Source organism: Polaromonas sp. (assembly GCF_036676035.1).
GTDB lineage: Bacteria > Pseudomonadota > Gammaproteobacteria > Burkholderiales > Burkholderiaceae_C > Polaromonas.
On the sequence record NZ_JAKFDR010000058.1, the window covers coordinates 14,677 to 37,512 of the forward strand.

Here is a 22,836-nt window from a genome sequence, read left to right on the forward strand (position 1 = left end):
ATTCGACGCCTGCTCATCGCCAACCGCGGCGAGATCGCGCGGCGCATCATTCGCACCGCGCAGCGCCTGGGGCTGGAAACGGTGGCGGTATATTCGGACGCCGATGCGCAGGCCCTGCATGTGCGTGAAGCAACGAGGTCGTTTGCGCTGGGCGGCAAGGCCTCGGCCGAGTCCTACCTGTGCATTGACAAGCTGATCGCTGCCGCCCGGGTCACGGGCGCCGATGCGGTCCACCCCGGCTATGGTTTTCTGAGCGAGAACGCCGACTTTGCGCAGGCTGTGCAGGGCGCCGGCTTGACCTGGGTCGGCCCGCCGCCCACTGCGATTCGCACGCTGGGCAGCAAAAATAGCGTCAAGCAGCTTGCACAATCACGCGGCGTGCCTTGTCTGTCGGGCTACCATGGCGACGATCAGTCGGACCAGCGCTTTGCCGATGAAGCGCAGCGTATCGGCTTTCCGGTGATGGTGAAAGCAGCCGCCGGCGGCGGTGGCCGCGGCATGCGCCTGGTGAGCGAGGCTGGCCAATTGCTGGAGGCCGTGCACAGCGCCCGCTCGGAAGCGCAAGCGGCCTTTGGTTCCGGTGAACTGCTGCTGGAGCGCGCGCTGCTGAATCCGCGCCATGTGGAGGTGCAGGTGTTTGCCGACAGCCTGGGTCACTGCATCCATCTCGGCGAGCGCGATTGCTCGGTGCAGCGGCGCCACCAGAAGATCATTGAAGAAACGCCCAGCCCGGCGGTGGACGCGGCCTTGCGCGAACGCATGGGGCGTTGTGCCGTGGAGCTCGCCCAGGCTGCGGGTTATGTGGGCGCGGGCACGGTTGAGTTTTTGCTGGAGGCGAGCCCTCACCCCAGCCCTCTCCCAGCGGGAGAGGGGGCGAATTTCTACCTGATGGAAATGAACACCCGGCTGCAGGTCGAGCACCCGGTGACCGAGGCCGTCACGGGGCTCGACCTCGTGGAATGGCAGCTGCGCGTGGCGCAGGGTGAACCGTTGCCGTTGAACCAGGAGCAGGTGCAGTTCAAAGGCCATGCCATCGAGGTGCGCCTGTGCGCCGAGGACGAACACTTCACGCCGCATGCCGGCACGGTGCTGCGTTTTCGTGAACCGGGTGGTGTGCGCTTTGACCACGCTTTGTTCGACGGTCTGCAGGTGCCTTCTTACTACGACTCCATGCTCGGCAAGCTGGTGGCCCATGCCGCCACGCGCGGCGAAGCCATCGACCAGTTGGCGGCCGCACTGGACCGCACCGAGGTGCTGGGCCTGCCGACCAACCGGCGGTTTCTGGCGGCCTGTTTGCGGCATCCCGAATTCCGGGCCGGACAGGCGCTGATCCCGTTTCTGGCCGGCCAGGGCGATGCGGTCCGCGAATTGCTACAAAAAGAGGAGCTGCTTGCGCAAATACCATGCGGGCTGGCGGCCATTTTTTCTCAAGAAAACGGTCGAAATCAGGCTCTCATGGCGCTGCCGTGTCCCTTCCCCAGGCCGGTGCGCCTGCGCCACCGTGGCGAACAGGTCGATGTGACGGTCAGCGGCGTGCCCGACCTGCCACGCGGCGTTTCAGTGGTGCGCATGGATGGCCGGCGCTGGCATGTGCAGCATCACGGCGTGGACCTCTTTATCGAGGACGCCTCGTTCGAGCCAGCGGCCGGTGCGGCGGCCGCCACCGCCAACGAGTTGCGCGCCCCGTTCAACGGCATGGTGATCGCCGTCAAGGCGGCGGCCGGTGGCGCCGTGAGCAAAGGCGACACGCTGCTGGTGATCGAATCGATGAAGCTGGAGCATGCGCTGGCCGCCTCGCGCGACGGCATTGTCAGGTCGGTGCATGTAGCGCCGGGCCAGCAGGCCGCGACCTCGCAGGTGCTGGTGACATTCGAGGCGCTCGCATGAGCGAAGATCATGAAAGAGCTCGCTGCACGACAATTGTGGAATCTGACCCCAATTTTGATCCCTGCACGACAATTGGGCCTATGACCAAAGTTTCCATCCCATCGACACTTCCTCCGTCTGAATTCGAACCGGAGTTCATCGCCGGTCTCAAAACCATTTTTGAAGAGAAGATTGTTTTCAACCAGGTGCTGGGGCTGAAGATCACCTCGCTCAAGCCCGAGCGGGTCACGGCCCGCATCGACATGCGGCACGAACTGGTGGGGCACTTCGCCTACAACCGGATCCACGGCGGGGTCATCAGCGCCGGGCTGGACGCCATGGGCGGACTGGCCGTGATGGCGGCCATCGGTGCGCGCCACATGGACGAGGCACCCATGCAGCGGCTGCACCGCTTTGCCAAGCTGGGCACCATCGACCTGCGCATCGACTACCTGCGCCCGGGCATCAGCGAGCATTTCGAGCTGCGCGCCGAGGTGCTGCGCCTGGGTTCGCGTGTGGCCTCCACGCGCATGGAGTTTCTCGCCGCCGACGGCAAGCTGCTGTCCACCGGGGCGGGCGCCTATATCGTGTCCTGATCAAAAGCTGGTTTGCTATAAAAACAATAGCCGGTTGCGCAATTCATGCGCGGGCTGGAGGCCTGTTTGGCATAAAAAAACCGCCCCGAAGAGCGGTTTTCCCCCAGGCACAGTTGATCACTCGGTAATGTAGTCAGACACCACTTTCCAGCGTGCATCCTGCAGTTGCGACAGGCGCGACTGGTTGTTGCCCAGTCGTTTTTGCGGTCCGAATTTGGCTTGCGCACTGCCGAAGATATCGGGCGGGATGACCATGGTGTCCATGGCCTTGATGAAGCTTTCCGTGGTGAGGTTGCCGCCGGCTTTTTGCGAGGCCCGGATGAAGGCATCGACCAGCGTATAGCCATACACCGAGAACACGGTCGGGTCTTCGTTGAACTTGGTCTTGTACTTGTTGGCCCAGAAGCGGATCGGCTGGGAGGCCTCGTCCAGATAGGGGTTTTGCACCGTCATGGTGGCGTACAGGCCGTCCATGGCTTTGCCGCCCAGTTTGTGGATCAGGTCGGTGTAGGAGGCGCTGGAGCCGAGGAAGGTCGGGTTGTAGCCGAGCTTGCGCGCGGTGGCGATGCCGCCAATGGTTTCGCGGATGATGGTGCCCAGCACGACCAGGTCGCACTCAGAGGCCTTGAGCTTGGCAATCTGTGAAGAAAAATCGGTGGCGCCGCGCTTGAACGAGGTTTTCTCGGTCATGGTCATGCCAACGACCTTGAGGCCTTCGTCTGCGCCGCGCTGCACTTCCAGGCCGAACTCGTCATCCTGGTACATGGAGCACACCTTCTTGGCGTTCTTTTCCTTGACCAGCTTGGGCACGGCCGCTTTCATCTGGTCATAGTAGGTGGCGGCGAACGAGTACTTGAGCTTGTGGAAGGGCTCGTACATCTCGCGGGCCGCAGTCACCGGGAAGAAGTTGATGACGTTCTTCTCGAACTGCACCGGCATGGCGGCGAGGTTCTGCGCCGTGCCGATGTGGCCGACCATGGCGAAGATCTTGTCCTGGTTGACGAGCTTCTGGGCCGCCAGCACGGCCTTCTTGGGGTCGTAGGCCGAGTCTTCCACGATGAGCTTGATCTTGCGGCCATTGATGCCGCCCTGCTCGTTGAGTTCGTCTACGCGCAGCATCATGCCCAGGCGCACCTGTTTGCCGAAGCCCGCGATCGGGCCCGAGAGGTCCTGGATCGAGCCGAGCGTGATCTCGGTCTTGCTGACGCCCTGGCTCTGCGCCTGGGCCAGCGTCGTGGACAAGGCGCCCGTCAATGCCAGGGCGGCAAGGGCGGCGGTTGACTTCAGCTTCATGGTGGGTCTCCTGTAAAAACTCTGCAAAAACCGTCAATACATGGCTTGAATCTGCGGTGCGTATTTTTTCTCGACCAGCTTGCGCTTGAGCTTCATGGTGGGTGTCAGTTCCTCGTCTTCAGCCGTGAGTTGGGTGTCCAGCAGGAAGAATCTTTTGATCTGCTCGACCCGTGCAAACTTCTTGTTGACCCGGTCAATCTCGGACTGGATCAATTCTTGCACTTCGGTGGCGCGCGTCAAGCTGGCGTAATTACTGAAGGGTATGTCCGCATCCTGCGCAAATTTTTCGACGTTTTCCTGGTCAATCATGATGATGACGGTCAGGTAGGGGCGCTTGTCGCCAATCACCACCGCATCGGTGATGTAGGGCGAGAACTTGAGCTCGTTCTCGAGTTCGCTGGGCGTCACGTTCTTGCCGCCGGCGGTGATGATGATGTCCTTCATCCGGTCGGTGATCTTGAAGAAACCTTCTTCATCCATGGCGCCCACGTCGCCGGTGTGCAGCCAGCCGTCGGCATCGATCGCTTCGGCGGTTTTCTCGGGCAGGTTCAGGTAGCCCATGAATACATTCGGGCCGCGCACCAGGATCTCACCGGTGGTCGGGTCCAGCCGGACTTCGTTGTAGCCGGCTGCCGGGCCAATCGAGCCGGGCTTGATGCGGCTGGCCGGCACGCCCGTGGATGCACCGCAGGTCTCGGTCATGCCCCAGACTTCCAGCAGGGGCACGCCCAGCGCCATGTACCACTTGACCAGTTCGGCGGAGATGGGCGCCGCACCGGTCACGCAAAAGCGCGCGCGATGAATGCCGATGAGCTTGCGGGTGTTGTTGAGGGCCACCCAGCGCGCGATGGTGAACTTCAGCCTGAGCCAGTGGCTGACCGGCTCGCCCGCCATCACCCGCTCGGCAATGTCGCTGCCGACGGCTATGCCCCAGGCATAAGCGGCCTGCTGCGGCCGGCTGGCTTCTTTCAGGGAAATCATCACGCCGGAGTAGAACTTTTCCCAGACGCGCGGCACCCCGGTGAAAACCGTCGGGGCAATTTCACGCACGTTCTCGGGAATGGTCTCGGGGTTTTCGACGAAATTGAGTTTGGCGCCGGTGTAGAGCCCAAAGTACTCGCCCCCCATGCGTTCGGCGATATGGCACAAGGGCAGGAAACACATGCGTTCGTCGTGCTCGTCCTGCGCTATCAGCGTGTTGTAGCCGCGCGCGGTGTAGACCAGGCCGTGGTGGCTGTGCATCGCGCCCTTGGGTTTGCCGGTGGTGCCCGAGGTGTAGACCAGGATGGCCAGATCGCCGGGCTGGCAGGCCTTGACGCGCTCTTCGACCACGTCCGGCTGCCGTTCCAGGCAGGCACGGCCCAGGGTGCGCAGGTCTTCCAGGCTCATCACGGCGGGGTCATGGAGTGCGTGCAAGCCCTCCATGTCAAACACGACGATCTGGCGCAGGCCCGGCAACCGGGGTCTGGCTTCGAGCGCCTTGTCGAGTTGCTCGTCGTCTTCAACAAACAGGAGGGTGGTGCGCGAGTCTTCGCAGAGGTACTGCACCTGCGAGGCCGCGTCGGTCGGGTAGATGCCGTTGGACACACCGCCGCAGCTGAGCACGGCCAGATCGGCCAGCACCCATTCAATGACGGTATTGGACAGGATGGACGCGCATTCGCCCTTGGCAAAACCCAGGCTGACCAGGCCGGCGGCGATTTCGCGCACGGCGTCGCCGGTTTGCGCCCAGTTCCAGCTGCGCCAGATGCCGAGTTTTTTCTGGCGCATCCAGACCTGGCTGCCGCGCTGGTTCACTCCATTCCAGAACAGGGCGGGAATGGTGTCGCCCTCCAGCACCACGGTAGTGTTGGGCTGGATATGGCTTAAATCCCACAAATTACTCATTTGAATGTGGCCTTGAAGTGCTTGCGTTGTGCATTCATGTGCTTACCGCCAGGTTTTCTTTTTCTTCCAGCGCCGCTCGCCGCGCACACCGTCTTCTTTCAGCCCCAGGTAGAACTCCTTGATGTCGTCCTTTTCACGCAGGCGGGCACAGGTGTCTTCCATCACGATGCGGCCGTTTTCCAGCACGTAGCCGTAGTCCGATGCGTTAAGGGCCATGTTGGCGTTTTGCTCGACCAGCAAAATGGTGGTGCCGCGTTCGCGGTTGATGCGCACCACGATCTCGAAGATTTCCTTGGTCAGCTTTGGGCTTAGGCCCAGGCTGGGCTCGTCCAGCAGGATCAGGTCGGGCGAGGCCATCAGGGCGCGCGAGATCGCCAGCATTTGCTGCTGGCCGCCCGACAGCAGGCCGGCGTCCTGCAGGGCCCGTTCGCGCAGGATGGGGAAGTAGCCATAAACCGCTTCGATGTCCCGCGACACGCCGTCGCGGTCCTGGCGGGTGTAGGCGCCCATCAGCAGGTTGTCGCGCACACTGAGCAGGGGGAACACCTCGCGCCCTTCGGGTACATGCGAGAGGCCCTGCTGCACGATCAGGGCCGGGTCTTGCGCGGTGATGTCCTGGCCCTTGAATTCGATGGAGCCTTTGCGCGGATCGATGATGCCCGAGATGGTCTTGAGAATGGTGGACTTGCCGGCGCCGTTGGAGCCCAGCACCGTGGCAATCTCGCTGCGGCGAACCTGCAGGCTGACGCCGCGTATGGCCTTGATGGGCCCATAGGCGCTCTCCACGTTGAGCAGCTTGAGTACGGGCTGGTCGCTGATGGGGGGAGGCACGGCGCTCATTGGGTAAGCTCCCTCCTCAGCGAAGACACATCATCAACCGAGCCCAGATAGGCTTCAATGACACCCGGGTCGTTCTGCACCTCGCGCGGCGTGCCCATGGCCAACACCTCGCCCTGGTTCATGGCCAGCACGCGGTCGGACACCTTGGAGACCAGGGTCATGTCATGCTCCACCATCAGCACCGTGATGCCCAGCTCGTTCTTGATGTCCTGAATCCAGAAGGCCATGTCCCCGGTTTCCTCCACATTCAGGCCCGAGGAGGGCTCGTCGAGCAGCAGCAGTTTCGGCTCGGTGCACAGGGCGCGGGCCAGCTCCACCACCTTGCGCACGCCGTAGGGCAGGCCGGCGACCATGGCGTCGCGGTGGTGCTGCAAGTCCAGGAAGTCGATGACCTGCTCGGCCTTCTCGCGTGCCAGCAATTCGGCCTGCCGGGCCTTGCCGGTAAAAAACATGTCGTGCAGCAGGCCGGTCCGGCGGTGCGTGTGCCGGCCAATCAGCAGGTTGTGCAGCACGGTGGCATGCTCAAACAGCTCGATGTTCTGGAAGGTTCGCGCAATGCCCAGCGACGCGATTTTGTGCGGCGGCTGGTCCGTGAGTTTGTTGCCCAGGTATTCGATCTCGCCCGTGGTGGGGGTGTAGATGCGGCTGATCAGGTTGAACACCGTGGTTTTCCCGGCGCCGTTGGGGCCTATGAGTGTGAAGACTTCGCCTTGCTGCACATCAAAGCTGACATTGTTGACGGCGAGCACGCCGCCAAAGCGCACGCTGAGATTTTTGGCTGAAAGAAGGACGGCGCTCATTTCAGGCGATCCGATTTTTGGAAAGACTTCTGCCGCTTGAACATGCCCTTGCGGTAGAACGGAAAGAGCTGAAGGTAGGTGCGTATCTTCAGCCAGCGGCCATACAGGCCCAGCGGCTCGAACAGCACAAAGGCGATCAGCACGATGCCGTAGACCGCGGCCTGCAGGCCGGGCGCCTGGCCTATGGTGGCGGGCAGGTAGTCCTTGGTCAGGGCGATCACTTGCGGCATGGAGATCAGGAAGATGGCGCCCAGAAACGCACCATGGACCGATCCCGCGCCGCCAATGACGATCATCAGCAGCAGGTCGATCGACTGCAGGATGTTGAACTGGTCCGGCGAGATGAATTGCAGCTTGTGCGCATACAGGGCGCCGGCAATGCCGGCCAGCGCCGCAGACAGCGAAAACGACAGGGTCTTGTAGCGGGCCAGGTGGATGCCCATGCTTTGTGCCGAAATCTCCGAATCACGAATCGCCACGAAGGCCCGGCCGGTCGGGGCGCGCAGCAAATTGAGGATGGCCAGCGTGGCGACGATGGTGATGAGCAGGCAGAGAAAGTAGAACGCCTCACCACTGGCCAGCTTCCAGCCGAACATGTCGGGCACCTTGAGGTGGATGCCTGCATTGCCGCCCGTCACGCTCTCCCAGCGCGCAAACACCTCTTCCACGATAAAGCCGAACGCCAGCGTGGCCATGCCCAGGTAAATGCCTTTGACACGCAGCGCGGGCAAGCCCACGACCACGCCCACGGCGGCCGACAAACCGGCGGCGCAGGCCAGTGCAATGGGAAAGGGCAGGCCGGCATTGGTCAGCACCGCCTGGGTGTAGGCCCCGACGCCCAGGAAGGCCGCGTGGCCCAGCGAAAACAGGCCCGTGAAACCGGCCAGCAGCATCAGGCCCAGGCCGGCGATCGAGTAAATCAGCACAAAGGTCAACTGGGCCAGCCAGTACTCGGCAAACAGCCAGGGAGCGGCCAGCAGCAACAGCAGCAGCGCGCCGTACCAGAACACATGGCCGCCGTGCTTGGCCAGCTTGATGTCCTGCCCATAGTCGGTTTTGAAGATAAAGCGCATGGACTGTTAAACCTTTTTACGCAGCTTTTCGCCGAACAATCCGCTGGGCTTGACCATCAACATGATGAGCACCACGATGTAGGCTGCGACGTCCTTGAAGCCGTCGGGCAGGTAAAAGCCGGACAGGGACTCGACGGTGCCGATGACCAGCCCGCCCACGATGGCGCCGGGCAGGCTGCTGAAGCCGCCCACCACCGCGGCGGGAAAAGCCTTCAGGCCGATAAAACCCATGTTGGCGTGCACAAAGGTGATGGGCGCCAGCAGCAGGCCGGCAATCGCGGCCACGGCTGCGGCCAGGCCCCAGACCAGGCCATTGAGGCGCTTGACCGGGATGCCCATGTAGTACGCCGCCAGCTGGTTTTGCGACGAGGCCTGCATGGCAATGCCCAGCTTGCTGTACTTGAACATGGCAAACAAAAGAGTGCACAGCACGGCCGTGCTGCCTATGATGGCGACCTGCTCCACGTTGATGACCAGCGGGCCCAGCGTCCAGATCTGGTCTTTGTAGGGCACCGGCAGCACATAGGTTTCGGTGCCTATGCCGGGGATCATGGTGATCAGGCCGCGCGCGGTGTAGCCGACGCCAATGGTCAGCATCACGACGGAAAAAGCCGGCTGCCCCAGGATGGGGCGTATCACCAGGCGCTCAAGCAGCATGCCAAACAGCGCCATGCCCACAATCGCGCTGATCACCGCCAGCCAGAACGGAAAGCCCAGCAGGGTCATGCCGGCCAGCCCCCCGAAGGCGCCGAGCATCATCAACTCGCCTTGTGCAAAACTCACGGTCTCGGTGGCTTTGTAAATGAGTACAAAGCCCAGCGCGATCAGCCCGTAGATACAGCCTTGGGCAATGCCGCTGATGACCAGCTGCAAAAATTGCACGTTGATGTCTCCCTGAAGGTGTTGCGCAAGTTATAGCTGTCACCCAGGGGTCTGTCTTTAGGGGTTCATCCGAATACGGCTCATTGGGGCCATCACGCGTAATCAAACCATGCAGAGAAAAGTTCGAATCGGCGCCGGCCTGGGTTTTTACGGCGACGCATGGGAGCCTGTCGTCGCCAGCATTGAGCGCGGCGAGGTCCAGTACATCGCCAGTGATCACCTGGCCGAGCTGACCCTGGCCATCCTGCAAAAAGACCGGCAGCGCGACCCATCGCATGGCTATGCGCGCGATGTGCTGCCCATGCTGATGCGCCTGTGGCCGCTGATGCAAAAACACCGGGTCAGGCTGGTCTGCAATGCCGGTGGGCTCAATCCCACCGGTGCCGCCACGGCCTTGCGCGCGGCGTTTGCGGCCAAAGGCTGGCAGGCCCGCATCGCCGTGGTGACGGGCGATGACGTCTTGCCGCACTTAAGCAAGCTGAGCCCGCCGCACCTGTTCAATGGGGACGGCTTCGAGGCGGTGCGCGAGCGCATGGTGTTTGCCAATGCCTATCTGGGCGCAAGGCCGATTGTCTCGGCCCTGCAGCAGGGCGCCGAGATCGTGATCACCGGCCGGGTCGCGGATGCGGCGCTGTCTCTGGCGCCGCTGGTGCACGAGTTTGGCTGGCGGCTTGAAGACGCCAGCACGCCGTTTGATCTGGACCGTCTCGCACAGGGCCTGGCGGTCGGGCATTTGCTGGAGTGCTCGGGCCAGGGCAGCGGCGGCAATTTTGGCAGCCAGCAGGCCTGGAAAGCCATTCCCGACCTGGCGCACATTGGTTATCCGATTGCCGAGGTGACGCAAGACGGCGCGGCCCTCATCACCAAAGCCCCGGGCACGGGCGGGCGCATCAACTTCGACACGGTGCGCCAGCAACTGCTCTACGAGGTGCACGATCCGCACCAGTACTTTTCGCCGGATGTGGTGCTTGACCTGTCGAGGGTGCAACTCGATGACCTGGGCCAGGACCGCGTGCGGCTCACCGGAGCGCGCGGGCATGCCCGGCCGGCGCAGCTCAAGGTGGTCGGCGGCTACCGCGATGGCTACAAGGCCGAGGTGACCTGGGGCTTTAGCTGGCCCGACGCCTACGACAAGGCGCTGGTGGCCATCGAGATGGTCAAGTCCCAGCTGGCCGACAAGCGCTTGCCACACGAAGCCCTGTTCGTGGAGTTCCCGGGGCTCAACTCGGCCCACGGGCCGCTGGCGCCGCTGCCGCCGCCCGAGGCGCTGGCCGAGCTCAATGAAGTGTGGGTGCGCATGGTGCTGCGCACGCGCGACAAAACCGTGGCCGACAACTTCGGCCGCCTGTTTCCGTGGATGGCCCTGAGCGGCCCGGCCTACACCTGCGGCTTTCAGGGGCGGGGCGGCAGCACGGAGCTGCTGGGCATCTGGCCGGCCCTGGTGGACCGGCAGGCGGTGGAGGCGCAGATCCGGGTGGAGGTGCTGACAACATGAAGGTTCAACTCGTGAAGCTGGCCCATGCGCGCAGCGGGGACAAGGCCGACTGGGTCGACTTTGGCCTGTTTGCCTGGAATGCAGCGGGCTACCAGCTCTTGGAGCGGGAGGTCACGGCCGAACGCGTGCAGGCGCACTTTGCGCCCTGGCTGCCCGGCGCGGTGCAATGCTGGCCCCTCCCCAACATCCTCGCGCTCAAGCTGGTGCTGCACGATGCCCTGCAGGGCGGCGGCGCGCGCAACCTGCGCATGGACAACCTGGGCAAGGCCATGGCGGCCGCGCTGCTGCGCATGGAAATCGACGTCAGTGAGGCGGAGCTGGCGCTGGCCAGCGCCGCGCCGCGTGTGGGCTGGTGGGGTTAGGAGGGAAAAGTGCCTTGGGTCCTTGCGAAATAGGCGTAATTAGCTATTAAATTGATAGCTAATCAGCTCTTCGCAATCTTGCGCGGTCGGCCCTGCTCATCGATCGCCACATAGGTCAGGCTCGCTTCGGTCACCTTGATGTACTGCCCCTGCGAGCGAAAACGCTCGGCGTAGACCTCGACCTGCACCGTGATCGAGGTGGTGCCGATGCGGGTGAGGCTGGCAAAAAACGACAGGATGTCGCCCACCCGGACCGGCTGTTTGAAGATGAATTGATTGACCGCCACTGTCGCCATGCGCCCGTCCACATGGCGGGCCGGGATCACCGAGCCGGCCAGGTCGACCTGGGCCATGACCCAGCCGCCAAAAATGTCGCCATTGGCATTGCAGTCGGCCGGCATGGGAATGACCTTGAGGACCAGTTCCTTGTCGTCGGGCAGCTTGACATTGAGGCTGTCCGGGTTAGAGCTTGAGCGGGCGCTTGATTCGGAAGACATAGGCACAATCTGAAAAGAAATTAAAAACAACCCCAATGATTGTGACTCATGCGCTCCCGTGCCTCCACTGTTGACACTCCCCTCCCGACCCCTGTGGGCGCCGGCGCGCCGGTCCAGCCGCCCCGGGCCCGCTCCGACAGGGACACCCTGAAGCGTCTTTTCCCCTATTTGTGGGAGTACAAATGGCGCGTGCTGGCCGCCCTGAGCTTCATGGTGGGCGCCAAGCTGGCCAATGTGGGGGTGCCGCTGCTGCTCAAAAACCTGGTCGATGCGATGAACTTTCGGCCGGGCGATGTGCAGGCGGTGCTGGTGGTGCCGGTGGCGCTGCTGCTGGCCTACGGCCTGCTGCGGCTGTCGACCTCGGTGTTTACCGAGCTGCGCGAGCTGGTGTTTGCCAAGGCCACCGAAGGGGCTGCACGCCGGATCTCGCTGGAGGTGTTTCGCCACCTGCATGCGCTGAGCCTGCGTTTTCACCTGGAGCGCCAGACCGGCGGCATGACGCGCGACATCGAGCGCGGTACGCGCGGCGTGCACTCGCTCATTTCCTATTCGCTCTACAGCATCATCCCGACGCTGATCGAGGTGACGCTGGTCCTGAGCCTGCTGGCGATCAAGTTTGACGCCTGGTTTGCCGGTATCGCCGCCATTGCACTGGTGTTTTACATCTTCTTCACGGTCACGGTGACGGAGTGGCGCACCCAGTTTCGCAAGGCCATGAACGAGCTGGACTCGTCCGCCCACAGCCGCGCGATCGACTCGCTGCTCAATTACGAAACCGTCAAGTACTTCAACAACGAAGACTTTGAAGCCCGGCGCTATGACGAAAGCCTGCTGCGCTACCGCCGCGCGGCCATCAAGAGCCAGAACACGCTGAGCCTGCTCAATGCCGGCCAGCAGCTGATCATTGCCACCGGCCTGGTGGCCATGCTGTGGCGCGCCACCCAGGGCGTGGTCGATGGCCGCATGACGCTGGGCGACCTGGTCATGGTCAATGCCTTCATGATCCAGCTGTACATCCCGCTGGGCTTTCTGGGCGTGATTTACCGCGAGATCAAGCAAAGCCTGACCGACCTCGAGAAAATGTTCAACCTGCTCGAAAAAGAGCGCGAGGTGGCCGACGATCCGCTGGCGCAGCCGCTGCAGGTCGAGGCGTCGCCGGCGGTCAAGTTCGTCAACGTCAGCTTTGCCTACGAGCCGGCGCGCCCCATCCTGCACCAGGTGAGCTTTGAAATCCCGCCGGGCAAAACGGTGGCGGTGGTCGGTTCGTCCGGCGCGGGCAAATCCACGCTGGCGCGGCTGCTGTACCGCTTTTACGATGTCAGCAACCCCGACGAGGGCGGCCGCATCACCATTGCCGGGCAGGACATCCGGCACGTGACCCAGGCCAGCGTGCGGCAGGCCATCGGCATCGTGCCGCAAGACACCGTGCTGTTCAACGACACCGTCGAGTACAACATCGCCTACGGCAAGCCCGGCGCCAGCCGCGCCGAGGTGGAAGAGGCGGCCCGCGCGGCCCGCATCCACGACTTCATCGCCTCGACGCCTTCAGGCTACAACACCATGGTGGGTGAGCGCGGGCTCAAGCTCTCGGGCGGCGAGAAACAGCGGGTGGCGATTGCCCGCACCCTGCTGAAAAACCCGCCGGTGGTGATTTTTGACGAGGCCACCTCCGCACTCGACTCCGCCAACGAGCGCGCCATCCAGGCCGAGCTGCGCGCCGCCGCCCAGAACAAGACCACGCTGGTGATTGCGCACCGCCTGTCCACGGTGGTCGATGCGCATGAGATTCTGGTGATGGATGGCGGGCGCGTGATCGAACGGGGGACGCACGGGCAGCTGCTGGCGCTGGGGCAGCGCTATGCGCAGATGTGGGCGCTGCAGCAGAGTTCTGAGTAATCTTTCAGGCCTTTTGGGGCTCTGGCCCTTGCAGTAATTGCGTTGACAGCTATTGAATTGATAGCTAATTTCCACCACTTTCGTTCTTTTTTCCCGGCAAGCTAGCCTGACTGCGGCCTCGCCGGCGGGGCGTATGGAATTCCCGGTAGCCCCGGCGATGCCCAAGCTCGCATAATCAAAACCATGGAAACCAAATGGCTAGAAGATTTTGTCAGCCTGGCTGAAACGCGCAGCTTCAGCCGCTCGGCCACGCTGCGCCACGTGACACAGCCCGCGTTTTCACGGCGCATCCAGGCGCTCGAAGCCTGGGCCGGCACCGATCTGGTCGATAGAAGCTCCTACCCCACACGGCTGACGCCGGCGGGTGAAACGCTTTACAGCCAGTCGCTGGAAATGCTGCAGGGCCTGCAGTCGACCCGGGCCATGCTGCGCGGCCATGCCTCGGCCGGGCAGGACGTGATTGAATTCGCGGTGCCGCACACGCTGGCATTCACCTTTTTTCCGGCCTGGGTCAGCACCCTGCGCGAGAAGTTCGGCCCGATCAAAAGCCGCCTGATTGCCCTGAACGTGCACGACGCGGTGCTGCGGCTGGTCGAAGGCAACTGCGACCTGCTGATTTCCTACTACCATGACTCGCAGCCTTTCCAGCTCGATCCCGACCGCTATGAAATGGTGACGCTGGGCCAGGAAGTGCTGGCGCCTTTTGTCAAACCCGATGCGGCGGGCGAACCGACCTTCAAACTACCGGGCCGGGCGGGCCAGCCCCTGCCTTATCTGGGGTACGCCCCGGGGGCTTATCTGGGGCGCATGGTCGATCTGGTTTTGAAGCAGTCGAGCACGGCCATCCATCTGGACCGGGTCTACGAAACCGACATGTCCGAGGGCCTCAAGGCCATGGCACTGGAAGGGCATGGCATCGCCTTTTTGCCCTTGAGCGCGGTCAAAAAGGAACTGAGGGCGAAGAAACTCGTCAGTGCCGGCGGCAACCTTGAAATGACCATGGATGTGCGCGTGTACCGCGAGCGGCCAGCCACCAAAGAGTCGACCAAAAGCCATGCGCAGGCCCTGTGGACTTACCTGCAGTCCCAGGCTCAGCTCAAGGACAAGGAAAGGGCAAAGCCGCCAGCCAGCCGTGCCTAGGTAGTAACCCTTGGTGGTTATAAACAAAACGCATAACCGGGCCCTGAAACAGCATTGGCGTTTTCAAGACCGTAAATTTACAGTGCGTGGCATTGCAACTTTGATGGTCGCCCCCTGTGTCCACTTCCTTTGTCGCCTCCGGGCTGTCCAGCCGCACCGAGCGAGATTTTCTCGGTGACAAGCAAATCCCCTTGACTGCCTACTGGGGGGTGCACACCGCGCGTGCCGTGGAGAACTTTCCGATCTCGGGCACCCGCGTGTCGGCCATGCCCGACCTGATTTGCGCCCTGGCTTTTGTCAAAAAGGCGGCCGCACGCGCCAATGTCGAGCTCGGCACGCTGGACTCCAAACGCTCGGCGGCCATCCTGGCGGCCTGTGACGAGCTGATCGCGGGCCGGCACCATGACGAGTTTGTGGTCGATGTGATCCAGGGGGGCGCAGGCACGTCCACCAACATGAACGCCAATGAAGTCATTGCCAATCTGGCGCTGGAAAACATGGGCCATGAAAAAGGCCGCTACGACATCCTGCACCCCAACGACCACGTCAATGCCTCGCAAAGCACCAATGATGTTTACCCGACGGCGGTACGCGTTGCCCTGTGGTCGGGCATCGAACGCCTGCTGAACTCCATGGCCGTTCTGCGGCGCGGCTTTGAAGACAAGGCCGCTGAATTTCGGGATGTGCTGAAAATTGGCCGCACCCAGTTGCAGGATGCCGTGCCGATGACGCTGGGGCAGGAGTTTTCCACCTACGCCGTGATGATTGGCGAGGACGAGGCCCGTTTGCGCGAAGCGCGTGCGCTGATCCAGGAAGTCAACCTCGGCGCCACGGCGATCGGCACCGGCATCAACGCGCCGCACGGCTACGCCGACCTGGCCTGCCAGTATCTGGCCGAGGAAAGCCGCATTCCGGTGGTCAAGTCCATCAACCTGATCGAAGCCACGCAGGACACCGGCGCCTTTGTCCAGCTGTCAGGCGTGCTCAAGCGCGTGGCCACCAAGCTCAGCAAGATCTGCAATGACCTGCGCCTGCTCTCCAGCGGCCCGCAGGCCGGCTTTGGCGACATCAGGCTGCCGCCGCGCCAGGCCGGCTCTTCCATCATGCCGGGCAAGGTGAACCCGGTGATTCCCGAGGTGATGAACCAGGTGGCGTTTGAGGTGATCGGCAACGACATGACCGTGACCATGGCCTCCGAAGCCGGCCAGCTGCAGCTCAATGCCTTCGAGCCCATCATGGGCTGGAGCCTGTTCAAAAGCATTGAACACCTGAGCCAGGCCTGCCTGACGCTGCAAACCAATTGCGTGGCCGGTATTGAAGCCAACCGCGAGCTGCTGGCCCGGCGAGTGCGGGAGTCGGTGACGCTGGTGACGGCGCTCAACCCCATCATCGGCTACGAAAAAGCGGCGCTGATCGGCAAAACCGCAATGGCCAGCGGCGCACCGATTGCCGAGGTCGCCGCGGCACTGGGCATTCTGACGCAGGCCGAAGTGGAGGCGCTGCTGGTGCCGGACAAGCTGACACAACCCTTGCGACCCGCTGCCTGAGCAGGCCCTGGCACAAAGACTGCTTTGATCTGCCCTATAGTTCTGGACCTTTATGCGCGCACCATCTTGGCCCCATCCGGCCGCCGGGCTTGCGTTTAAAGTGCTGGGGTAAACCTTGGGGCTTGCCCTGATGCCAACTCCCTAAAATAGTGTTCACTAACCGTTTCATTTCACACAGGAGAAACCATGAAACTCAAACTAGCCGCCTTGTCCATCGCCCTGCTCGCAGCAGGCGGTGCATTTGCACAGGCCAACGACACCATCGCCAAGGTCAAGGCTTCTGGCGTCGTCACCATGGGCGTGCGCGACTCATCCGGTCTTTCCTTTACCCTCGGTGATGGCAAGTACGCTGGCTACCACGTCGACGTGTGTCAGCGCATTCTGGCCAGTCTCGAAAAAACGGTAGGCAAGAAGCTGGAAGTGAAATACCTGCCGGTGACATCGCAAAACCGCATTCCCCTGGTGCAAAACGGCACGGTCGATATTGAGTGCGGCTCCACCACCAATAATGCGACGCGCCAAAAAGACGTTGCGTTTGCAGTGACCACCTTTGTTGAAGAGGTTCGCATTGCGGTGAAAGCCGACTCAGGCATTACGTCCATCGCCCAACTCAATGGCAAAAGCGTGGCCACCACCACAGGCACCACCTCCGTCCAGACCTTGCGCAAAAACGAGCGCGCCACCGGCGTTGACTTCAAGGAAGTCTTCGGCAAAGACCACTCCGACAGCTTTCTGCTGCTCGAGTCCGGCCGTGCCGATGCGTTTGTCATGGATGGCTCCATTCTGGCCAGCAACATCGCCAACTCCAAGAATCCCGCCGGCTTCAAGATCGTCGGTGAAGTACTGAGCGTTGAGCCCATTGCCATCATGATGCGCAAAGATGACCCGGCGTTCAAAAAATTGTCGGATGACACCATCAAAGGCCTGATCAAGTCCGGCGAGCTGGCAAAAATATATGACAAGTGGCTGATGCAACCTGTTCCGCCGAAAAATGTACGCGTCGGTTTGCCCGCCAGCGAGAGCACCAAGGCCGCCTGGGCGACGCCTAACGACAAGCCCATGGAAGACTACGCCAAGAAGTAATTCTGGCCTTTGAGGCCAACAAACCCCGCTGGCGAGCTGTCTGGCGGGGTTTGTTGTTTACTCGGGCTGTGTTTTTGGTAAAAGCAAAGCAACAACAATATTCTTGGCTGGGGTCATCATGACTTGGGATTGGAAAGTATTTCTGAATGACGATGGGAGCGGGCGCACCTATCTGCAGTGGATGTTCGACGCCTGGGGATGGACGCTGTCCGTCGCCGGCTGTGCCTGGGTGGTTGCCTTGCTGGCGGGGGCCTTGATGGGCACTTTCCGAACCCTGCCCAACAGCCCCTGGCTGGTACGCCTGGCCAACTTCTGGGTGGAGCTGTTTCGCAACGTTCCCTTGCTGGTCCAGATTTTCATCTGGTATTTCGTCGTCCCCAAAATGTTTCCGGCCATGAGGGATGTGCCCGGTTTTGTGCTGGTGGTGCTGGCACTCGGATTTTTCACCTCGGCACGTATTGCCGAGCAGGTGCGTGCCGGTGTGCAGGCCCTGCCGCGCGGCCAGCGCTATGCCGGCATGGCCATGGGCTTCACCACGGCGCAAACCTACCGCTACGTGATCCTGCCCATGGCGTTTCGCATCATCATCCCGCCGCTGACCAGCGAGTCCATGAACCTGCTGAAAAACTCCTCGGTGGCTTTTGCGGTGTCGATTGCCGAGCTCACCATGTTCGCCATGCAGGCCCAGGAAGAGACCTCGCGCGGCATCGAGATTTATCTGGCCGTCACCGCGCTGTACGCCGTGTCGGCGTTTGCCGTCAACCGGGTCATGGCCTTTGTCGAAAAGAAAGTCCGGATACCGGGTTACATCGTGGCCGGCACGGCAGGGGGAGGGCACTGACATGCTGGGACTCGACTTTTCCTTCCTGGACTGGGAAATACTCTCCAAGTTCGTCGTCAAGGGCTTCATTTTCAGCGTGCAGCTGACGGCGGTGGCCACCGTGGGCGGCATCATCTTCGGTACCCTGCTGGCCCTGATGCGCCTGTCGGGCAAACAAATGCTGATGCTGCCGGCGACGTTTTACGTCAATGGCATGCGCTCCATCCCGCTGGTGATGGTGATTCTGTGGTTCTTCCTGCTGGTGCCCACCATCATCGGCAGGCCCATAGGCGCGGAGCTGTCGGCTACCATTACCTTTGTGGCGTTTGAAGCCGCTTACTTCAGCGAGATCATGCGGGCCGGCATCCAGTCCATCTCGCGCGGCCAGGTCAATGCGGGGCAGGCGCTGGGCATGACCTATGCCCAGAACATGCGCCTGATTATCCTGCCCCAGGCGTTTCGCAACATGATCCCGGTGCTGCTGACCCAGACCATCATCCTGTTTCAGGACACCTCGCTGGTGTATGCGATTGGCGCCTACGACCTGCTCAAGGGCCTGACGACGGCCGGGAAGATTTATGGCCGGCCCGAAGAGGCCTACCTGCTGGCGGCGGTGGTTTATTTTGCGATCTGCTATGGCTTGTCGTACATCGTCAAGCAGCTGCAGGCCAAGATCGCCATTGTTCGGTAAAAGTTTTGTCAACGCACAAGAGCGTTTTCGGAGAATAAGATGATTCAACTCAAAGAAGTGTCCAAATGGTATGGCGCCGTGCAGGTGCTCAACAACTGCACCACCAGCATCAAAAAAGGCGAGGTGGTGGTGGTGTGCGGGCCGTCCGGCTCCGGCAAATCCACCCTGATCAAAACCATCAATGCGCTGGAGCCTTTCCAGAAGGGCGAAATTTATGTGGACGGCCAGGCCGTGCACGATCCGAAAACCGACCTGCCCAAGCTGCGCTCCAGAGTTGGCATGGTGTTCCAGAACTTCGAGCTGTTTCCGCACCTCAACGTGACCGAAAACCTCACGCTGGCGCAGGTCAAGGTGCTGGGTCGCAACGCCGACGAAGCCAAAACACACGGCCTGAAATACCTGGACCGCGTGGGCCTGATGGCGCACAAGGACAAGTTTCCGGGCCAGCTCTCGGGCGGCCAGCAGCAGCGCGTGGCGATCGCCCGTGCGCTGAGCATGGACCCGATTGCCATGCTGTTTGACGAACCCACCTCCGCGCTGGACCCTGAAATGGTCGGCGAGGTGCTGGACTGCATGATGGGCCTGGCCGTGGAAGGCATGACCATGATGGTGGTCACGCACGAAATGGGTTTTGCGAAAAAAGTCGGCAGCCGCGTGATCTTCATGGACGTGGGCGGGCGGATTCTAGAGGACTGCTCGAAAGACGAGTTTTTCAGCCATCCGGAAAACCGGCAGGCGCGCACCAAGGACTTCCTGAACAAGATTCTCCAGCATTGAAAACTAGCGCCCAGGCCTGCGACGGGCATGCCCCGTGCGCGCGGGCGCCTGGTCTACGATGAGCTGGGCCTCCACGTCCTTCCACAGCTGGTCCCGGCGCGTCAGCGTCTGCGACACGGCCGCGTGCCGCAACTGGGCCACGGCGGACACCAGGGCGTTGCAGACGAAGAACGCCGCGGTGTAGGAGTCAAACGGCGATGCATTGGACGTGTGCACCTGCACCCGGTGGTGCGCCAGGGCGGACAGCGGTGCGGCGGCGCTGTCGGTGATGGCCAGCACCTGCGCGCCCGCTTCGCGAAAGCGCTGAGCCACCTTCGCCGGACCGCTGGCATAGCGGCGGATGCTGAAGGCCAGCAGGGCGTCTTCGGGCCGAATCCACAGCAACTGGTCCGTGGTCGCCACGGCCCCCGCGCCCAGCTCATGCACGCCGGGGCGGCACATGTTGAGGTGCAGCGCCAGCCAGGCCGCCACGGGCGCGCTGTTGATCTGCGCCAGCACGAAGAGGCGGCCCTTGCCCTGCGCAATGCGCGTGGCGATGGCTTCGAACGCCGCCATGTCCAGGCCCTCGCGCGTGGCGGTGATGTTGTGCTGGTCGTGCAGCAGGGCGTCGTCCACGCACTGCTGCAGGCTGCGCTGCGTGCCGATGGTGACGGGCGCGCGCTGCCCGGCCGTCTGCAGCAGCGCCGTGACTTCGGCGCGGGCCTCGCGCTGCGCCTCGGCGTAGCTCGCATAGCCCAGCTTGGCGAACAGCCGCACCACGGTGGATGCGCTGGTGCCGTTGCGTGCGGCCAGGGCCGTGGCGGATTCGAGCAGCGCATGCGGGTAGTCGCGCCCCAGGGCCTCGGCCAATGCGCGTTCGCTGGCCGTCAGCTCGCCGCCCTGGCGGGCCAGGCGCTCGGTGAGCAGGCCGGATGATTTTTGCAATGAAGATTTCATGTGTGTGTTATTTGTGCAAAATATATTGCAAACAACGGTGGCGCGTGCAATACTGCGGTCAAAATTTTGCCCCGGGCAAGGGGTTTACCGAAGGACAAAGATGCAGGATACCCTTGAAGAGAGCCGTTCGCAGGCGCGGGCGCGCGTCCTGGGCTGGCTGGCTGGCCAGGGGCAGGCCATGCAGGATCTGTTGCGCAAAGTGGTCAACATCGACAGCGGCAGCCGCGACGAAACGGGCGTGACCGCTGTGGCGGCGGCACTGCGCGAGCGCCTGGAGGCTGCGGGCGTTGCCGTGCAGTTCGAGCCCGTGCCCGGCTATGGCGTGCTGCTGCACGCCCAGGTGCCAGGGCCCGGCGAGGGCGCGCCCATCCTGCTGATGGGCCACATGGACACCGTGTACCCCGCGGGCACTGTGGCGCGCCGCCCCTTTCGCGTGGCAGACGGCCGTGCGTATGGCCCCGGCGTGGCCGACATGAAGTCGGGCCTGGTGATGAACGTGTTTGTGGCCGAGGCCTTTGCACGCTGCGGGGGCCTCCATGCGCCGTTGCAGCTGTTTTTTTCGTGCGATGAAGAGGTTGGCTCGCCCGCCACGCGCGAACGCATCATGGACAGGGCGCGCGGCGCGCGGGCGGTGCTCAACGCCGAGCCGGGCCGCGTGAGCGGCAACCTCGTCACCAGCCGCAAGGGTTCGATGGTCGTGGCATTCGAGGTCGAAGGCGTCGCCGCCCATGCGGGCATCAACCACGCAGCCGGCGCCAGCGCCATCGAGGCGCTGGCCCGCAAGGTCCTGGCGCTGCATGCCCTGACCGACCCCGCCGCCGGCATCACCGCCAACGTGGGCGTGGTGCAGGGCGGCATCGTGCCCAACATGGTGGCGCCGCATGCCAAGGCCGAACTGGATATGCGCTTCACGTCGGAAACGGATCCGGAGGAACTGCTCGCGCGGGTGCGTGCCATTGTCGAGGAAGAGTCCGTGCCGCGCACCCGGGGGCGCATCACCGAATCGCGCCGCACGCTGCCCATGAAGCCCACGCCCGACGACCTGTTGGCGCTCTACCAGCGCGGCGCCAGGGCGCTGGGCTTCGAGGTGCAGGGCGAGTTCACCGGCGGTGCGGCCGACAGCGGCCTCACCGCCTCGGTGGGCGCCCCCACGCTGTGCGGCACCGGCCCGGTGGGCGGGCACGCGCACACCGAGCGCGAGTACTGCGAGCTGGCCACCTTCGTGCCACGCGCCCAGGCCGTGGCGCTGGCCATCCTGGACCACCCCTGATCCACCCCTGATCCCCATTGATTCATGTCACACAAGCCTTTGAGAGAAGATTCCATGCATCCCACACAACCGACTCGCCGCCACCTCCTCAACACCGGCCTGGGGCTGGGCCTGGCGGGCCTGGTGCCGCTGACCGCGCGCGCCGATGACAAGTACCCCTCGCGCCCCATCACGTTCGTGGTGCCGTTCCCTCCCGGTGGGTCGGTGGACATCATGGCCCGCCAGTATTCCGAGCCGCTGTCGCGCGTGCTGGGCGTGCCCATCGTGGTGGAAAACCGTGCCGGGGCCGGGGGGTCCGTCGCCTCGCAGATGGTGGCCCGCGCCAAGTCCGATGGCTACACGCTGGTGGTGTCGTCGCAGAGCAGCCACCTGGCCAACCCGCTCACGCAGTCCAAGGTGGGCTACGACCCCATCAAGGATTTCGAGAACATCGCCATCCTGGGCCGCCAGCCCAACGTGCTGGTGGTGCATTCGAGCCTGCCCATCAAGACCTTCAAGGAGTTCCTGGACTACGCCAGGAAGAACCCCGGCAAGCTCAATTACGGAAGCGGCGGCGTGGGCAGCATGGGCCAGCTCAATGTGGAAATGCTGAAAGCCGCGACGGGCGTCTTCACCACGCACATCCCGTATCGGGGCGGCACGCCGCTGATCACGGCCGTGCTGGCCAACGAAGTGCAGTTCACGCTCGACAACCTCGTCACCATGCTGCCGCACATCCAGACGGGCAAGGTGCGTGCACTGGCCGTGGCGGCCGACCAGCGCCTGCCGCAACTGTCCGACGTGCCCACCCTGGCCGAAGTGGGCTACCCCCAGCTCAATCTCACCTCGTGGACGGGCCTGGCAGCGCCCGGCGGCACGTCCGACGCCATCGTGCAGACGCTGCACAAGGCCGTTCGGCAGGTGGCTACATCGCCGGCCATGCTGGCCAGTCTCAAGGACCGCGGCGTGATCGCGCCCGAAGAGATGACGCCCGCCGCGTTCGAGAAAATGATGTCCGAGCGCCTCGCGAAGTTTGGCGACGTGGTGCGCAAGGCGGGCATCACCGCCGAGTGATCGGCTGCCGAACAGGGGGATTTGAAGTGTTT

At 63.0% G+C, this 22,836-nt stretch carries 21 protein-coding genes; 13 read left to right on the forward strand and 8 right to left on the reverse strand.

From position 1 onward, the window contains the following. Both V6M61_RS09285 and V6M61_RS09290 read left to right on the forward strand, forming a co-directional pair. Complete coding sequence (locus V6M61_RS09285) at positions 1-1,887, forward strand: acetyl/propionyl/methylcrotonyl-CoA carboxylase subunit alpha (protein ID WP_332776329.1); 1,887 nt, start codon at positions 1-3, stop codon at positions 1,885-1,887. 80 nt (positions 1,888-1,967) lie between these two features. Further along, positions 1,968-2,462, forward strand: a complete 495-nt coding sequence (locus tag V6M61_RS09290) for a thioesterase family protein (protein WP_332776286.1) — start codon at positions 1,968-1,970, stop codon at positions 2,460-2,462. A 117-nt stretch (positions 2,463-2,579) separates the two neighbouring features. Here the strand turns inward: V6M61_RS09290 and V6M61_RS09295 are convergent, their stop codons facing one another. Genes V6M61_RS09295 through V6M61_RS09320 form a run of 6 tightly spaced genes read right to left on the reverse strand, consistent with a single transcriptional unit; the run spans position 2,580 to position 9,237 of the window. Next, positions 2,580-3,755 (reverse strand): ABC transporter substrate-binding protein, encoded by a 1,176-nt coding sequence (locus V6M61_RS09295; RefSeq protein WP_332776287.1) that lies wholly within the window; start codon positions 3,753-3,755, stop codon positions 2,580-2,582. A gap of 33 nt (positions 3,756-3,788) precedes the next feature. Next, positions 3,789-5,642 carry an AMP-dependent synthetase/ligase gene (locus tag V6M61_RS09300; RefSeq protein WP_332776288.1) on the reverse strand — a complete coding sequence of 618 codons (1,854 nt, stop codon included), beginning with the start codon at positions 5,640-5,642 and terminating at the stop codon, positions 3,789-3,791. 42 nt (positions 5,643-5,684) lie between these two features. Beyond that, the gene (locus V6M61_RS09305; protein WP_332776289.1) at positions 5,685-6,482 is read right to left on the reverse strand and encodes an ABC transporter ATP-binding protein; all 798 of its coding nucleotides are present in this window, start codon (positions 6,480-6,482) and stop codon (positions 5,685-5,687) included. Continuing rightward, entirely contained in the window at positions 6,479-7,282 is an 804-nt protein-coding gene (locus V6M61_RS09310; RefSeq protein ID WP_332776290.1) for an ABC transporter ATP-binding protein, read from the reverse strand. Before V6M61_RS09310 ends, V6M61_RS09305 begins: the two co-directional genes overlap by 4 nt. Then, the gene (locus tag V6M61_RS09315; RefSeq protein WP_332776291.1) at positions 7,279-8,355 is read right to left on the reverse strand and encodes a branched-chain amino acid ABC transporter permease; all 1,077 of its coding nucleotides are present in this window, start codon (positions 8,353-8,355) and stop codon (positions 7,279-7,281) included. The genes V6M61_RS09310 and V6M61_RS09315 overlap by 4 nt, the downstream gene beginning before the upstream one ends. Before the next feature lie 6 nt (positions 8,356-8,361). Next, positions 8,362-9,237, reverse strand: a complete 876-nt coding sequence (locus V6M61_RS09320; RefSeq protein ID WP_332776292.1) for a branched-chain amino acid ABC transporter permease — start codon at positions 9,235-9,237, stop codon at positions 8,362-8,364. A 109-nt stretch (positions 9,238-9,346) separates the two neighbouring features. On the opposite strand from V6M61_RS09320, the gene V6M61_RS09325 reads away from it, so the two are divergent. Continuing rightward, the gene (locus V6M61_RS09325; RefSeq protein ID WP_332776293.1) at positions 9,347-10,732 is read left to right on the forward strand and encodes an acyclic terpene utilization AtuA family protein; all 1,386 of its coding nucleotides are present in this window, start codon (positions 9,347-9,349) and stop codon (positions 10,730-10,732) included. Beyond that, the gene (locus V6M61_RS09330) at positions 10,729-11,094 is read left to right on the forward strand and encodes an AtuA-related protein (RefSeq protein ID WP_332776294.1); all 366 of its coding nucleotides are present in this window, start codon (positions 10,729-10,731) and stop codon (positions 11,092-11,094) included. The genes V6M61_RS09325 and V6M61_RS09330 overlap by 4 nt, the downstream gene beginning before the upstream one ends. Before the next feature lie 62 nt (positions 11,095-11,156). Here the strand turns inward: V6M61_RS09330 and V6M61_RS09335 are convergent, their stop codons facing one another. Continuing rightward, a complete protein-coding gene (locus V6M61_RS09335; RefSeq protein ID WP_332776295.1) occupies positions 11,157-11,591 on the reverse strand; it encodes an acyl-CoA thioesterase in 435 nt (144 codons plus the stop codon). A 48-nt stretch (positions 11,592-11,639) separates the two neighbouring features. Between V6M61_RS09335 and V6M61_RS09340 the strand changes: the two genes are divergently transcribed. The 7 genes from V6M61_RS09340 (at position 11,640) to V6M61_RS09370 (ending at position 19,545) form a co-directional block, all read left to right on the forward strand. After that, on the forward strand, positions 11,640-13,487 hold the full coding sequence (locus tag V6M61_RS09340; protein WP_332776296.1) for an ABCB family ABC transporter ATP-binding protein/permease: 1,848 nt from the start codon (positions 11,640-11,642) through the stop codon (positions 13,485-13,487). Positions 13,488-13,670: 183 nt separating this feature from the next. Next, the gene (locus tag V6M61_RS09345) at positions 13,671-14,627 is read left to right on the forward strand and encodes a LysR substrate-binding domain-containing protein (RefSeq protein WP_332776297.1); all 957 of its coding nucleotides are present in this window, start codon (positions 13,671-13,673) and stop codon (positions 14,625-14,627) included. A gap of 116 nt (positions 14,628-14,743) precedes the next feature. Further along, positions 14,744-16,174, forward strand: a complete 1,431-nt coding sequence (locus tag V6M61_RS09350; RefSeq protein WP_442957756.1) for an aspartate ammonia-lyase — start codon at positions 14,744-14,746, stop codon at positions 16,172-16,174. Positions 16,175-16,360: 186 nt separating this feature from the next. After that, a complete protein-coding gene (locus V6M61_RS09355; RefSeq protein ID WP_332776298.1) occupies positions 16,361-17,257 on the forward strand; it encodes an amino acid ABC transporter substrate-binding protein in 897 nt (298 codons plus the stop codon). A 118-nt stretch (positions 17,258-17,375) separates the two neighbouring features. Further along, entirely contained in the window at positions 17,376-18,098 is a 723-nt protein-coding gene (locus V6M61_RS09360; RefSeq protein WP_332776299.1) for an amino acid ABC transporter permease, read from the forward strand. Position 18,099: 1 nt separating this feature from the next. Further along, a complete protein-coding gene (locus tag V6M61_RS09365; protein WP_332776300.1) occupies positions 18,100-18,768 on the forward strand; it encodes an amino acid ABC transporter permease in 669 nt (222 codons plus the stop codon). Positions 18,769-18,807: 39 nt separating this feature from the next. Then, the gene (locus V6M61_RS09370) at positions 18,808-19,545 is read left to right on the forward strand and encodes an amino acid ABC transporter ATP-binding protein (protein WP_332776301.1); all 738 of its coding nucleotides are present in this window, start codon (positions 18,808-18,810) and stop codon (positions 19,543-19,545) included. 3 nt (positions 19,546-19,548) lie between these two features. Here the strand turns inward: V6M61_RS09370 and V6M61_RS09375 are convergent, their stop codons facing one another. Then, entirely contained in the window at positions 19,549-20,481 is a 933-nt protein-coding gene (locus tag V6M61_RS09375; protein ID WP_332776302.1) for a MurR/RpiR family transcriptional regulator, read from the reverse strand. A 100-nt stretch (positions 20,482-20,581) separates the two neighbouring features. On the opposite strand from V6M61_RS09375, the gene V6M61_RS09380 reads away from it, so the two are divergent. Next, positions 20,582-21,751, forward strand: coding sequence for a M20 family metallopeptidase (locus V6M61_RS09380; protein ID WP_332776303.1), 1,170 nt, complete (start codon positions 20,582-20,584; stop codon positions 21,749-21,751). A 54-nt stretch (positions 21,752-21,805) separates the two neighbouring features. Further along, positions 21,806-22,804, forward strand: a complete 999-nt coding sequence (locus V6M61_RS09385) for a Bug family tripartite tricarboxylate transporter substrate binding protein (RefSeq protein ID WP_442957757.1) — start codon at positions 21,806-21,808, stop codon at positions 22,802-22,804. Positions 22,805-22,836: the final 32 nt, after the last annotated feature.